We start from the raw sequence: 12,928 nt of genomic DNA, 5'->3' as shown, positions 1-12,928 counted from the left end.
GATATGGATGCAATTTTTCGGTGTTGTCAACGCGCGGAGAGCAACCCGTCAGGTAAGCGTCCAGGCGATATAGATGAGTGTTGCAGCAATTATCCAGAGTGCCAGCCGGCCGGAGCGACTGTGGCTCGCCTCGGAGCGGCCGATCGCTTCGGCGGTCTCTGCATCGAAACGCAGGCCTTTTTCGGCCATGCTCGTGATATCCTGCGAAAGCTTTTCCGCCTTGGCCGCGATTTCCGGGGCCGCCTCGGCCAGCCGCAGGGCGGCATGGGCGCCGTCGCGCAGGTCCGTCAAAAGCCGCTTCGGCCCCAGATTGTCCCGGATCCAGTCCCCGACAACGCCCTCGGAGGCCTTCCACATGTTGAAGCGGGGGTTCAGCGTGCGCGAGACGCCTTCCACCACCACCATGGTCTTCTGCAGCATGACGAGTTCGGTGCGGGTCTCCATGTCGAAGAGTTCCGTCACCTCGAAAAGCAGGGTCAGGAGTTTTGCCATGGAGATGGTCTCGGCCGGTTGGCCGTGGATCGGCTCGCCGATGGCACGGATCGCCTGGGCAAAGCTGGCAGTATCATGATGCGAGGGCACGTAGCCCGCCTCGAAATGCACGTCGGCGACGCGCTGGTAGTCGCGCGTGATGAAGCCGTAGAGGATTTCGGCAAGGAAGCGGCGCTCCTTCTTGCCGAGCCGGCCGACGATGCCCATGTCGACGGCGACGATCACGCCTTCGGGATCGACGAAGAGATTGCCCTGGTGCATGTCGGCATGGAAAAAGCCGTCGCGCAGCGTGTGGCGCAGGAAGGACTGGATCAGCGTGTCGGCCAGCTTGTCGAGGTCATGGCCGGCGTTACGCAGCCCCTCGACATCGGACATCTTGATACCGTCGATCCACTCCATGGTGACGACGTCGCGCCCGGTGCGCTCCCAATCGACCTTGGGCACCCGGAAACCGGGGTCGTCCGTGGTGTTCTCGCCGAGTTCCGAAAGCGCCGCCGCTTCGAGGCGAAGATCCATTTCGACCTTCGTCGTCTGCTCCAATGTGCGCGTCACCTCGACCGGCTTCAGCCGGCGCGTGTTGGGCAGGATGCGTTCCTGGAGGTGCGCGGCCGCATACATCGCCTCGAGATCGCGGGCGAAACGCTGGCGCACGCCGGGGCGGATGACCTTGACGGCGACCTTGCGTTCGCCGGTCGCGTCGCGCACCGTCGCGGGATGGACCTGCGCGATGGAGGCAGCGGCGATCGGGTCGCCGAAATTCACATAGAGATCGTCGAGCGGCCGGCCGAGCGAGCCTTCGACAGTGGCAACGGCCGCTTCGCGCGGAAAAGTCGCCATGCGGTCCTGCAGGGCGGAGAGATCGACCGCGATCTCGGCGCCGACAACGTCGGGCCGGGTCGCCAGGAACTGGCCCATCTTCACATAGGAGGGGCCGAGACGCTCGATGGCGCGGGCGAGGCGGTCGCTGCGGTCCTCCTTCGAAGCCCGACGGCGTTCGAAGAGGCCGGCAAGCGTATGCGCGGTGCGGGCGAGCGGCGGCATGCCCTCGGTCGGCAGCGCCGAGACGACGCCCTCGCGCACGAGAACCCAGCCCACGCGGGCGAGCCGAAGATAGGCACCGAAAATACTCATGCGGAACGGTGCCGCTTGCAGGAGGACGGGGCCATGCTCAGAGCTTCCAGCCCGAATGCAGCGCCGCAATGCCGCCGGTATAGTTGGTGAAGGTGACACGGGAGAAGCCGGCGGTGCGGATCATCGCGGCAAAATCCTGCTGGTTCGGGAACTTGCGGATCGATTCCACGAGATACTGATAAGGCTCGGCATCCCCGGTGATCATCTTGCCGAACTGCGGGATCGCCTTGAACGACCAGGTCTCGTAGAACGTGTCGAGCAGCGGCATCTCCACTTCGGAGAATTCGAGCACGAGCAGGCGCCCGCCCCGTTTCAGGACGCGGTAGGCCTCCGACAGCGCCACATCGATGCGCGGCACGTTGCGGATACCGAAGGCGATCGTATAGGCATCGAAACTGCCGGTCTCGAATGGAAGCTCCTCCGCATTGGCCTCGACGAAATCGAGATTGGCGGAAAGGCCCTTCTTCGCCGCCCGGTCGGCGCCGACCGACAGCATCGAGCCGTTGATGTCGAGCACGGTGGCATGGGCCAGCTTGTCGGAAGCCTCCACGATGCGGAAGGCGATGTCGCCCGTGCCGCCGGCGACGTCCAGAACTCTGTAGGACGGATCCTTGCGCGGATTGAGGCTCGCGATCATCGCGTCCTTCCAGGCCCGGTGCAGGCCGGCGGACATGACGTCGTTCATGATGTCGTAGCGCTTGGCCACCTTGTGGAACACGTCGTTGACGAGCGCCTGCTTCTCGCCCTGCGGCACCTCGCGAAACCCGTAGGAGGTTTCCATGCCGCCGTCCGCGGATGTGCGCTGTTCCGTCATCGTCGTCTCCATGGGCCGGTCTGTCGCAGCCGGATTGCCGCAAAGACCATAGCGAATTGGCCGGGGCCGCGCTATCTCACGCACAGCACCCGTCGCTTCGCCGGGTATATAGGACATAGATTGCCGAGAGGGAAATGCCGCGCCGCGGCAAATGCGCTCAAGGTTAAATCGAAGGAGAACGTAATGCCGGAATTGCCGGAAGTGGAAACGGTGCGCCGCGGCCTTGCCCCGGTCATGGAGGGAGCGACGATCCGCCGGGCGGAGCTGCGCCGCCCAGACCTGCGCTTCCCCTTCCCGCCGGCCTTTTCCGAGGCGGTGTCCGGCCGCCGTGTCGTCTCGCTCGGCCGCCGCGCCAAGTATCTGCTCATCGATATCGACGGCGGAGACGTGGTGATCGCCCATCTTGGTATGTCCGGCTCCTTCCGGGTGGAGGGTGCCGAGCCACCCGGCGATTTCCACATTCCCCGCAGCAAGGACACGCGCCATGATCATGTCGTGTTTCATCTGGAGACGCCGGAAGGCGAGCGCCGCGTCATCTATAACGATCCCCGCCGTTTCGGCTTTATGGACCTTGCCCGGCGGGAAGATATCGCCGCCCACGCCTTCTTCCGCGATCTCGGCGCCGAGCCGACCGGCAATACATTGGATGCCGACTACATCGCCGCCAAGTTCCGCGGCCGCCAGACGCCGCTGAAGGCTGCTCTGCTCGATCAGAAGAATATTGCCGGCCTCGGCAACATCTATGTCTGCGAAGCCCTCTGGCGCGCGCATCTTTCGCCGGAAAGGCTGGCGGGCACGCTGGTAACGGCTGCGGGCAAGCCGAAGAAGGAACTCGTCTACCTGACCGAGGCGATCCGTCAGGTGATCGCCGATGCCATCGAGGCGGGTGGTTCGACCTTGCGCGACCATATCCGCGCCGACGGCTCGCTCGGCTATTTCCAGCATTCCTTTTCCGTCTATGACCGCGAGAAGGAGCCTTGCCGCACGCCGGGCTGCGCAGGCACGATTGGCCGCATCGTGCAGAGCGGCCGATCGACATTCCATTGCGCCGCCTGCCAGAAATAGAACAGAGGAGAGAACCATGACCTATGAAACCCTGCTGGTGGAGGCGCGCGGGCGCGTCGGTCTCGTCACGCTCAACCGGCCGCAGGCGCTGAACGCGCTGAACCGCAAGCTGCTCGACGAGCTGAAGGGCGTGCTTGCCGCCTTCGAGGCGGATGCCGGCATCGGCGCCATCGTCATCACCGGCTCGGAAAAGGCCTTTGCCGCCGGCGCCGACATCAAGGAGATGCAGCCCTATGGCTTCGCCGACGCCATGATGGAGGATCTTGCCGCCGGCTGGGACGATGTGGCGGCCTGCCGCAAGCCGATGATCGCCGCCGTCAGCGGCTTTGCGCTCGGCGGCGGCTGCGAGGTCGCCATGATGTGCGATTTCATCATCGCTTCGGAGACGGCGAAGTTCGGCCAGCCGGAAATCACGCTCGGCGTCATCCCCGGCATGGGCGGCACGCAGCGCCTGACACGCGCCATCGGCAAGGCCAAGGCGATGGACCTCATCCTTACCGGCCGTCTCATGGATGCGGCCGAAGCCGAACGCGCCGGCCTTGTCGCTCGTGTGGTGGCGCCGGAAAAGCTGCTGGAAGAGGCGCTGGCCGCGGCGGAGAAGATCGCCGGCTACTCCCTGCCGGCCACCATGCTGGCGAAAGAGGCGGTGGGCCGCGCCTACGAGACCGTGCTCGCCGAGGGCATGCGCGCGGAGCGCCGCCTGTTCCACGCGCTGTTCGCCACGGAAGACCAGAAGGAGGGCATGGCGGCCTTCATCGAGAAGCGCAAGCCGGCCTTCCGGCATCGCTGAGACCGCGGTTGGCGTTTCTTGCAGAATCCGCGTTGACGTCGCCGTGGTTTCCCGCTATACGCCGCCCACAGTTTGGAAAGCCGAATTCCAAGGTTTTCCGATATTGCTCCCGAATTGCTTTGATGACAGGTCGCAATGACCCGGCACGGCGAGGGTGGAGTTTGTGTCAGATTTCTGAAGAGAGGCATAAATGGCCAATACAACCTCGGCAAAGAAGGCGACCCGCAAGATCGCCGCGCGCACCGCAGTCAACAAGTCGCGCCGCTCGCGCGTCCGCAACTTCATCCGCAAGGTCGAAGAGGCCATCGCCTCCGGCGATCAGGCTTCCGCCGCTGCCGCTCTGAAGGCTGCCCAGCCGGAACTGATGCGCGCCGCCACGAAGGGTGTGCTCCATTCCAATACAGCATCCCGCAAGGTGTCGCGTCTGGCGAACCGCGTGAAGACGATGTCGGCCTGATAGTTCCATCGAGCTATGCAATATTAGAAAAAGCCCGGCGCTTGCGCCGGGCTTTTTCTTTGGTTTTTTGACCCGGCCATGGTGAATGTGCAAGGCTTGATCGTGTCAAAAGAGTGACGAAGAAAATCCTTTAAATTCAGTTACTTGCAGGAGGTTGGGTGGCGTTCTTCCGCCTTTCGTTGCGGGAGTTTGACAGCAATTTGAGTCAAGCGAATTTTTATTTTTTTCGTTTTTTGGGGGTTCCGAAAAGGACCCGAAAACAAAGCCATTGATTCCTAACAGATTCTCCTTTGGCCCCCCGATTCCGAGTCAGGAACGCGCTTGCGAGTCAACGGCCGCCCCTTAATTTTGCGTAAAATTCGTGATTGATCTTGGTGCCTGATCCTGCCTAAATGCTTTCCACAGGGGGCGCGGACACAGCCTTAAAATGATCGCTGACAAGACTGTCTCATGAAGACAGCGGTGATTGTTTGTCCCCTGTGACGGAGCGGCTCCGCTTCGTAAAATCATCCAATCGGCAACACTTGCCCCAGGTGCCTCACCGCACACTGGCGAGGGTTTTTGTGACTATTGGTTGCGCCGGTTGCAAGGGTCGTGAGGACGATCCGGATGGTGAGGGCATGCCCGCCGTACGCTCGACGAGGGAGTGAGCGGCGCGGCCACAGACGGGGCTTGATGATCCGGCATGACAACGGATCCGATGGACCCGAATTGTGTTTGGGAAACAGGTTCGTGCCGAATGTAGGGGGTCGGCATGATCGGGGCACCAGCTCCCGGACCGGGCGATGGCTCGGCACGGCCGGGGGATGGCAAACATGAAAGGCGCCGGCAGGAATGCCGACGTGGCGAAGGACGCATGAAAGGCGGCAAGATGCAGATGAATACGGCCAGAACGGCTGGTGCATTCGCGAATGGGGAAAATGCACTGAAGGCGCTCCCGCAAGAAGGGGTGCAGGCGGCGGGGGTTCCATCCGATATGAAGCAGGACGCGATTTTCGAACGGGTCAGCGCGCGATTGAAGGCGCAGGTTGGTCCGGACGTCTTTGCGAGCTGGTTCGGGCGGTTGAAGGTCCATTCCGTTTCCAAGAGCGTCGTGCGCCTGTCGGTGCCGACGACGTTCCTCAAATCCTGGATCAACAATCGTTATCTCGATCTCATCACTAGCCTGTTCCAGCAGGAAGATGCCGAGATCCTCAAGGTCGAAATCCTGGTGCGCACTGCAACCCGCGGCGCCCGCACCGGACTTGCCGAGGATACGGCCGTCACCGAACCCGTCGCGCCGCAGGCGCAGCCGCGCCGCCCGGCAAGCGGCCCGCAGCCCGTCGCCAGCGCTGCGGTCTCTGTTGCCGCAGCCGCCCAGCCGCGCGCGCAGCAGTCCAGCCCGCTCTTCGGCTCGCCGCTCGACCAGCGTTATACGTTTGATGTCTTCGTCGAGGGCACTTCGAACCGCGTTGCCCTTGCCGCTGCCCGCACGATTGCGGAAGCCGGTGCCGGTGCCGTGCGCTTCAACCCGCTCTTCGTCCATTCCAGCGTCGGCCTCGGCAAGACGCATCTCCTGCAGGCGATCGCGCTCGGCGCCCTGTCGAGCGCCCGCAATCCGCGCGTCGTCTATCTGACGGCCGAATACTTCATGTGGCGCTTCGCAACCGCGATCCGCGACAATGATGCGCTCTCCCTGAAGGAGACGCTGCGCAATATCGATCTCCTGATCATCGACGACATGCAGTTCCTGCAAGGCAATTCGATCCAGAACGAGTTCTGCCACCTGCTCAACATGCTGCTGGATTCCGCCAAGCAAGTCGTGGTCGCTGCCGACCGCGCGCCGTGGGAGCTGGAATCGCTCGATCCGCGGGTTCGTTCCCGTCTCCAGGGCGGCGTCGCCATCGAAATGGAAGCGCCGGACTACGAAATGCGCCTCGAAATCCTCAAGCGCCGCCTCGCCGCCGCGCAGCAGGAAGATGGCTCGCTCGACATTCCGGTCGAGATCCTGAGCCACGTCGCGCGCAACATCACGGCAAGCGGCCGGGAACTGGAAGGCGCCTTCAACCAGCTGCTCTTCCGCCGTTCCTTCGAGCCGAACCTGACGATCGAGCGCGTCGACGAGCTGCTCGGCCATCTCGTCGCTGCCGGCGAGCCGCGCCGGGTGCGTATCGAGGACATCCAGCGCGTCGTGGCGAAACACTACAACGTCTCGCGCCAGGAACTGGTCTCGAACCGCCGCACGCGCGTCATCGTCAAGCCGCGGCAGATCGCCATGTATCTGTCGAAGACGCTGACGCCGCGCTCCTTCCCGGAGATCGGCCGTCGCTTCGGCGGACGCGACCACACGACCGTGCTGCACGCCGTGCGCAAGATCGAGGAGCTGATTTCGGGGGACACGAAGCTCAGCCACGAGATCGAACTCCTCAAGCGGCTGATCAACGAGTAGACCTGCTCCGCTTCGCCGTGCCAATGCCGTGCTTGCCGCTGGGTTGGCACGGCATTCTGCCTTTGAGGGGCCCGGCATGAGATTGCTTGTCACCTACATGGAACAGCGCGTTGCGCCGGCGGACCAGCCCCTGCTGGCGCCCGTCGCGGGCCTGGAGCTTCGGCGGGAACGCATGTCCGTGCCGGATTACCTCGCCCTGTACCGGACAATCGGCACGCCGCTCGGTTGGGACTCCCGCCTGAACATGACCCGGGAGGACCTGGCGCTCTTCCTGTCTGCCGCCTCGACGGAAACCTTTGTCCTGCGGGAGGAGGGGCGGCCGATCGGTCTTTGTGAATTCGATGCCGTGGCCGCGCCCGATATCGAGCTCACCCATTTCGGTCTTGTTCCGGCGGCCTATGGCCGGCGCCTCGGCCCCTTCCTGCTGGACACTGCCCTGCGTGCCGTGTGGGCGCGCACGACGCGGCGGGTTTGGCTCCATACGGACACGAATGATCACCCGAAGGCGCAGGCGACCTACGCCCGGGCGGGTTTTGAGGCCTACAGGCAGCAAATGGAAGATTTCGACGACTGAACGGCCTTGTCTCAGTTTCCCTGCACCGCCCGGGCCTCCTCCGTCAGCCATTGCCGCAGCGCTGCGACAGCCGGCCGGTCCAGCGCGCCGGGCGGATAGACGATGTAGTAGGCAAGGCCCGTCGTCACGCCGCGTGAAAAGGGGGCGATGAGCCGGCGCTCCTGGACTTCGCGTGCCACCAGCGACAGCCGAGCCAGTGCCACGCCGTCGCCGGCCTTGGCGGCTTCGATTGCGCCATTGCTGTCGGTGAAGACCGGGCCGCGCTGCACGTCTATGCCGGCAACGCCCATTGCCTCCAGCCAGAGCCGCCAGTCCTGCCGGTGCACGTCATGTATCAGTACGTGGCCGGAGAGGTCCGCCGGCGTATCCAGCGGGGTCTTGTCCTTCAGAGCTGGTGCGATGACCGGCATCAGGTCGTCATCGAGCAACCTTTCGCTGACAAGGCCTTCGTAGCGGCCGAAGCCGTGGCGGATCGCGATATCGACGCCGTCGCGGGCAAAATCGACGAGACGGTTCGAGGCGCTGATGCGGATGTCCGCACCAGGCACGCGTTCCTCGAATTTCGGCAGGCGCGGCACGAGCCACTGGGCGGCGAAGGTCGGCGTGCAGCTGATCGACAGCGTTGCCGGGGATCGTGCCCGGACCAGCAATTCGTCGGTCGCCTCGCGCATCATGCGGAAGGCCGAGCGCATCGCCTTGAAATATCCTTCGCCCTCCTCCGTCAGCCGGATTTGCCGCGGCCGCCGCTCGAAGAGTTGCACGCCAAGCGATTGCTCCAGCTCGCGGATCTGCAGGCTCACGGCACCGGGCGTGACATTGAGCTCGCCGGCGGCGAGCGTGACGCTGAGATGCCGTGCCGCCGCTTCGAAGGCGCGCAGGCCGGAGAGGGAGGGAAGGCGGCCGCTCATGATTTAGTTTTCCTCGCTAAAAAGCCGAAATATGATCGTTTGTACGGCACGGAAATCCGCGGAATTATAACGTGAAAACCGGATTTTGACATCCGGGCATCACGTTCGATTTAGAAAATTTCGCAAGGATGTTCCGATGGCCAATCGTAATATGACCGCAGGCGAATGGGGCCTGCTCGTCGCGCTCTCGCTTCTCTGGGGCGGCTCGTTCCTCTTCAACGGCATTCTCGTGCGCGAGCTGCCGACGCTCACCATCGTCACTGCCCGCGTCGGCCTTGCCGCCCTCGCGCTCTGGATGGTCGTGCGCCTCGCCGGCTATGCCATTCCGCGCAGCAGGGAGGTGTGGCTCGCCTTCCTCGGCATGGGCGTGCTCAACAATATCATTCCGTTTTCGCTGATCGTCTGGGGCCAGACGCATATTGCGAGTGGCCTTGCCTCCATCCTCAACGCCACCACACCGCTCTTTGCCGTTATCGCCGCCCATCTCCTGACGACGGACGAGAAGATGACGGGCGGGCGCCTCGTCGGTGTCATTGTCGGCTTTCTCGGCGTGGCGCTGATGATCGGCCCCTCGGTGCTCTCCGACCTCGGGGCCAATCTCCTGGCGCAGCTGGCCGTGCTCGGCGGCGCTGTCTCCTATTCGATTGCCGGTATCTTCGGTCGCCGCTTCCGCCGCATGGGCCTGCCGCCGCTGCTGCCGGCCGCAGGGCAGGTGACGGCTTCCGCCGTGCTGATGCTGCCGGTTGCGCTGATCGTCGACAAGCCATGGACGCTCGCCATGCCCTCGGCGGAGACCTGGATGGCCTTGTTCGGCCTTGCCTTCCTTGCCACCGCGCTCGCCTACGTCATCTTCTTCCGCATTCTCGCCACGGCAGGTGCGACGAACCTGATGCTCGTGACCTTCCTCATCCCCGTCAGCGCCATCCTGCTCGGCGCGCTGGTTCTCGGCGAGGTGCTGGCGCCGAAGCATTTTGCCGGCATGGCGCTGATCGCCGTCGGCCTTGCGGCCATCGACGGGCGTCTCCTGCGCATGATCACGGAAAAGCGCCGGCCGATCGGCTCTGACGCTTAGCGCATGGTTTTGCGGGGAGTACGAGTTCGGCGGACATGTGCCGAACCGGGCCTCTGGAACAATGTTGGAAAGACACTCCAGGAAGGCCGTTCCAGTGAGGGAGTTTCATTGGAACGGCCGAAGGGTCAGCAGGCGAGATCCGCCACGACGGCGTCGAGAATCAGCATGCCGGCCGGCGTGCAGCGTAGCCGCGAATTGCCAAGCCGCTCGATGAAACCGTGTTCGATGAGGAACTGTTCGCGATCCGGATCCGGATCGCGACCGGACAGCGCCTGCCAGCGGACGAGGTCGATGCCTTCCTTCAGGCGAAGCCCCATCAGCAAAAGTTCGTCCGCCTGTGCCTCGCGCTCCAAAAGCTCCTGGTCGACCATGCCGTGGCCCTCCGCCTCGACAAGCTCCAGCCAGCCCTCCGGCCGCCGCTCCGTCGCGGTGGCGATTTTTGCGCCGCCCGTCGTAAGGCGACCATGTGCCCCGGGGCCGATGCCCACATAGTCTCCATAGCGCCAGTAGGTGAGGTTGTGGCGGCTCTCCGAACCGGGACGGGCATGGTTGGAGACCTCGTAGGCCGGCATGCCCTCGCGCTCGGTGATCTCCTGCGTCGCCTCGTAGAGCACGGCGGACTGCTCGCCGTCGGGGACGACCAGCTTGCCGGCCTTGTGCAGGCCATAGAAGGGTGTGCCTTCCTCGATGGTGAGCTGGTAGAGCGAGAGATGATCGACGGCGTAGGAGACGGCCTCCTTCAGCTCCCGGTCCCAGTCCTCGACGGTCTGGTTGGGGCGGGCGTAGATGAGGTCGAAGGACATGCGCGGAAAGATGTCGCGTGCCAGCCGGATCGCCTTCAGCGCATCGGCAACGTCATGCAGCCGGCCGAGAAACTTCAGGTCCCGGTCGTTCAGTGCCTGAACGCCGAGCGAGACGCGGTTGACGCCGGCCGCGCGGTAGCCGCGGAACCGATCGGCTTCGACGCTGGAGGGGTTTGCCTCCATGGTGATCTCAATGCCATCAGGCACATGCCAGTGGCGGGCGATGCCGTTGAGGATCGCATCCACCGTCTCCGGTGCCATCAGCGAGGGCGTGCCGCCGCCCATGAAGATGCTGGTGACGCTGCGCGAGCCGGTGAGGCGGCGCATCGTCGCCATCTCCTTCAGGAAGGCCTGCACGAAGCGCGGCTGATCGACCGGCTGGTGGCGTACATGGCTGTTGAAGTCGCAATAGGGGCATTTGGCGGCACAGAACGGCCAGTGCACATAAATGCCGAAACCGGGGTCGGAAAGGTCCGCTCCCATGCTCGGCCGGATATCGAAGGGCACCGCCGTCATCGCGCCTCAAGCCTTCAGGCAGGTTTCGACGAAACGCTTGAAGGCACGGGCGCGGTGCGACAGTGCGGCCGCATCCCCCGGCTTCCAGCCGTGCTTTTCTTCTGCGCTCATCTCGCCGAAGGTCGTCTCATAGCCGTCCGGCCGGAAGACCGGATCGTAGCCGAAGCCTTGCGTTCCGCGTGGCGGCCAGACGACGTGGCCTTCCACTTCGCCGCGAAAGAGTTCGGTATGGCCATCGGGCCAGGCAAGGCACAGCACGGAAACGAAGCGTGCCGTGCGGTCCCTGGTTTCGGTGATGCCCTTGTCGGCAAGCGCCTTCTCCACCTTCTCCATGGCCATGGAGAAGTCGCGCGTGCCGTCTTCCTTTTCCGCCCAGTTTGCCGTGTAGACGCCCGGCGCGCCGTCGAGTGCGTCGATGACGAGGCCGGAATCGTCCGACAGGGCGGGAAGGCCCGAGGCCTTTGCCGAGGCAAGCGCCTTGATCGTCGCGTTCTCCTCGAAGGTCGTGCCGGTCTCGTCCGGCTCCTCGAATTTCAGTTCGGCGGCGGATTTGGCAGAAAAGCCGAACGGGCCGATCAGGTCTTCGATCTCGCGGATCTTTCCGGCATTGTGGCTGGCGACGACGATCGTCTTGGTGTCGAGCTTGCGCATGAAAATCCTCAAGCGATGTTCCAGAGGCCCGGTTCGGCACATTCGAGGCTGTTGCCGGCAGGGTCGCGGAAATAGATGGAGCGGGCGCCGTTCGGCCAGCAGAAGTCCGCTTCGATGGCGATGCCGGCTTCTTCGAGCTTTTTTACCCAGAAATCAAGCGCCGGGCCGGGCACGCGGAAACAGGCATGGCCCGGGCCCTTCGCGCCATGCACGGGCACCGGAAAGGCGTGGGGCGGCGGCGGATGCACGGTTTCGGCAGGATTGAAGATCAGGAGCACACCGGCGCCGCAGCGGAAGAAGACGTGGCGGTTCGCCTGCCGCGTGATTGTTTCCAATCCCAGGATGCCGCCATAGAAGGCTTCCGCCGCGTCGAGGTCGTCCGCGTAGAGCGCGGTTTCGAGAATGCCTTCGATCGCGGCGGTCATGACGAAACCTGTCTCAGGCGACAGCCTGCTTCTGCAGGGTGACGAGATCGGCGATGCCGGCGCGGGCAAGCGCCATCAGGCTGGAGAACTCCTCCTCCGTGAACGGCTTGCCCTCGGCGGTGCCCTGGATTTCGACGATACCGCCCGAACCGGTCATGACGAAATTGGCGTCGGTCTCCGCGGCGGAATCCTCGAGATAGTCGAGGTCGATGACAGACTGGGCGGCGAAGATGCCACAGGAGATCGCGGCGACATGGTCCTTTAGGACCTTCTCCACCTTGATCATGTTGCGGGCTTCCATCCACTTCAGGCAGTCGTGAAGGGCGATCCAGGCGCCGGTAATGGACGCCGTACGCGTGCCGCCGTCAGCCTGGATGACGTCGCAGTCGACGGTGATCTGGCGCTCGCCGAGCGCTTCGAGATCGACGACGGCGCGCAGCGAGCGGCCGATGAGGCGCTGGATTTCCTGCGTGCGGCCGCCCTGTTTGCCGGCAGCGGCTTCACGCCTCATGCGGTCGCCGGTGGCGCGGGGCAGCATGCCGTATTCGGCGGTGACCCAGCCCTTGCCGCTGTTGCGCAGCCATGGCGGCGTCTTGTCTTCAAGGCTGGCCGTGACGAGCACATGCGTGTCGCCGAACTTGACGAGACAGGAGCCTTCGGCATGTTTGGAAATGTTGCGCTCGAAGGAAACCTTGCGCATCTGGTCGGTTTTTCTGCCGGACGGCCGCATTGCGAACTCCTGTCTGAATTATCTGGGAAGCTGCTTTAGACCAGATCGCCGGGCGAGGGAATGGCAGCGCGG

The 12,928-nt window shown here is 64.0% G+C and carries 13 protein-coding genes; 6 read left to right on the top strand and 7 right to left on the bottom strand.

Annotated features, from left to right (window positions below; genetic code table 11):
- Nucleotides 1-48 precede the first annotated feature (48 nt).
- The gene (gene ubiB, locus AKG11_RS01185) at nt 49-1,623 is read right to left on the bottom strand and encodes a 2-polyprenylphenol 6-hydroxylase (protein WP_050742656.1); all 1,575 of its coding nucleotides are present in this window, start codon (nt 1,621-1,623) and stop codon (nt 49-51) included.
- 37 nt (nt 1,624-1,660) lie between these two features.
- Nucleotides 1,661-2,437: a bifunctional demethylmenaquinone methyltransferase/2-methoxy-6-polyprenyl-1,4-benzoquinol methylase UbiE gene (gene ubiE, locus AKG11_RS01180; RefSeq protein ID WP_023514013.1), complete on the bottom strand. Its 777-nt coding sequence runs from the start codon at nt 2,435-2,437 to the stop codon at nt 1,661-1,663.
- A 183-nt stretch (nt 2,438-2,620) separates the two neighbouring features.
- Between ubiE and mutM the strand changes: the two genes are divergently transcribed.
- From mutM to AKG11_RS01155, 5 genes are all read left to right on the top strand, one after another.
- Nucleotides 2,621-3,502 carry a bifunctional DNA-formamidopyrimidine glycosylase/DNA-(apurinic or apyrimidinic site) lyase gene (mutM, locus tag AKG11_RS01175; protein WP_023514012.1) on the top strand — a complete coding sequence of 294 codons (882 nt, stop codon included), beginning with the start codon at nt 2,621-2,623 and terminating at the stop codon, nt 3,500-3,502.
- Nucleotides 3,503-3,518: 16 nt separating this feature from the next.
- Nucleotides 3,519-4,292 carry an enoyl-CoA hydratase gene (locus AKG11_RS01170; protein ID WP_023514011.1) on the top strand — a complete coding sequence of 258 codons (774 nt, stop codon included), beginning with the start codon at nt 3,519-3,521 and terminating at the stop codon, nt 4,290-4,292.
- Between the two features lie 190 nt (nt 4,293-4,482).
- Nucleotides 4,483-4,749: a 30S ribosomal protein S20 gene (gene rpsT, locus AKG11_RS01165; RefSeq protein WP_023514010.1), complete on the top strand. Its 267-nt coding sequence runs from the start codon at nt 4,483-4,485 to the stop codon at nt 4,747-4,749.
- Between the two features lie 976 nt (nt 4,750-5,725).
- Entirely contained in the window at nt 5,726-7,177 is a 1,452-nt protein-coding gene (dnaA, locus tag AKG11_RS01160; RefSeq protein ID WP_037405983.1) for a chromosomal replication initiator protein DnaA, read from the top strand.
- 76 nt (nt 7,178-7,253) lie between these two features.
- Nucleotides 7,254-7,751 (top strand): GNAT family N-acetyltransferase, encoded by a 498-nt coding sequence (locus AKG11_RS01155; protein WP_050742655.1) that lies wholly within the window; start codon nt 7,254-7,256, stop codon nt 7,749-7,751.
- An 11-nt stretch (nt 7,752-7,762) separates the two neighbouring features.
- On the opposite strand, the gene gcvA is transcribed toward AKG11_RS01155, so the two are convergent.
- Nucleotides 7,763-8,659 carry a transcriptional regulator GcvA gene (gene gcvA / locus AKG11_RS01150; protein WP_050742654.1) on the bottom strand — a complete coding sequence of 299 codons (897 nt, stop codon included), beginning with the start codon at nt 8,657-8,659 and terminating at the stop codon, nt 7,763-7,765.
- 136 nt (nt 8,660-8,795) lie between these two features.
- On the opposite strand from gcvA, the gene AKG11_RS01145 reads away from it, so the two are divergent.
- Nucleotides 8,796-9,731, top strand: a complete 936-nt coding sequence (locus tag AKG11_RS01145; protein WP_082342304.1) for a DMT family transporter — start codon at nt 8,796-8,798, stop codon at nt 9,729-9,731.
- A 125-nt stretch (nt 9,732-9,856) separates the two neighbouring features.
- On the opposite strand, the gene hemW is transcribed toward AKG11_RS01145, so the two are convergent.
- The 4 genes from hemW to rph are packed head-to-tail and all read right to left on the bottom strand — an operon-like array spanning nt 9,857 to nt 12,856.
- A complete protein-coding gene (gene hemW, locus AKG11_RS01140) occupies nt 9,857-11,050 on the bottom strand; it encodes a radical SAM family heme chaperone HemW (protein ID WP_050742652.1) in 1,194 nt (397 codons plus the stop codon).
- 6 nt (nt 11,051-11,056) lie between these two features.
- Nucleotides 11,057-11,701 carry an RdgB/HAM1 family non-canonical purine NTP pyrophosphatase gene (rdgB, locus tag AKG11_RS01135; protein ID WP_050742651.1) on the bottom strand — a complete coding sequence of 215 codons (645 nt, stop codon included), beginning with the start codon at nt 11,699-11,701 and terminating at the stop codon, nt 11,057-11,059.
- Between the two features lie 8 nt (nt 11,702-11,709).
- Nucleotides 11,710-12,126 carry a VOC family protein gene (locus AKG11_RS01130; RefSeq protein ID WP_050742650.1) on the bottom strand — a complete coding sequence of 139 codons (417 nt, stop codon included), beginning with the start codon at nt 12,124-12,126 and terminating at the stop codon, nt 11,710-11,712.
- 13 nt (nt 12,127-12,139) lie between these two features.
- On the bottom strand, nt 12,140-12,856 hold the full coding sequence (rph, locus tag AKG11_RS01125; RefSeq protein WP_023512387.1) for a ribonuclease PH: 717 nt from the start codon (nt 12,854-12,856) through the stop codon (nt 12,140-12,142).
- Nucleotides 12,857-12,928: the final 72 nt, after the last annotated feature.

The sequence above is a fragment of the Shinella sp. SUS2 genome, assembly GCF_001262505.1.
GTDB lineage: Bacteria > Pseudomonadota > Alphaproteobacteria > Rhizobiales > Rhizobiaceae > Shinella.
Note: the sequence above shows the minus strand (reverse complement) of the source record. Positions and strands in the feature narration are given on the sequence as shown.

Excerpts from the sequence above, each read along its gene's own strand:
- ubiB (WP_050742656.1), bottom strand. The coding sequence starts at position 1,623 with ATGAGTATTTTCGGTGCCTATCTTCGGCTCGCCCGCGTGGGCTGGGTT.
- ubiE (WP_023514013.1), bottom strand. The coding sequence starts at position 2,437 with ATGACGGAACAGCGCACATCCGCGGACGGCGGCATGGAAACCTCCTAC.
- mutM (WP_023514012.1), top strand. The coding sequence starts at position 2,621 with ATGCCGGAATTGCCGGAAGTGGAAACGGTGCGCCGCGGCCTTGCCCCG.
- AKG11_RS01170 (WP_023514011.1), top strand. The coding sequence starts at position 3,519 with ATGACCTATGAAACCCTGCTGGTGGAGGCGCGCGGGCGCGTCGGTCTC.
- rpsT (WP_023514010.1), top strand. The coding sequence starts at position 4,483 with ATGGCCAATACAACCTCGGCAAAGAAGGCGACCCGCAAGATCGCCGCG.
- dnaA (WP_037405983.1), top strand. The coding sequence starts at position 5,726 with ATGAAGCAGGACGCGATTTTCGAACGGGTCAGCGCGCGATTGAAGGCG.
- AKG11_RS01155 (WP_050742655.1), top strand. The coding sequence starts at position 7,254 with ATGAGATTGCTTGTCACCTACATGGAACAGCGCGTTGCGCCGGCGGAC.
- gcvA (WP_050742654.1), bottom strand. The coding sequence starts at position 8,659 with ATGAGCGGCCGCCTTCCCTCCCTCTCCGGCCTGCGCGCCTTCGAAGCG.
- AKG11_RS01145 (WP_082342304.1), top strand. The coding sequence starts at position 8,796 with ATGGCCAATCGTAATATGACCGCAGGCGAATGGGGCCTGCTCGTCGCG.
- hemW (WP_050742652.1), bottom strand. The coding sequence starts at position 11,050 with ATGACGGCGGTGCCCTTCGATATCCGGCCGAGCATGGGAGCGGACCTT.
- rdgB (WP_050742651.1), bottom strand. The coding sequence starts at position 11,701 with ATGCGCAAGCTCGACACCAAGACGATCGTCGTCGCCAGCCACAATGCC.
- AKG11_RS01130 (WP_050742650.1), bottom strand. The coding sequence starts at position 12,126 with ATGACCGCCGCGATCGAAGGCATTCTCGAAACCGCGCTCTACGCGGAC.
- rph (WP_023512387.1), bottom strand. The coding sequence starts at position 12,856 with ATGCGGCCGTCCGGCAGAAAAACCGACCAGATGCGCAAGGTTTCCTTC.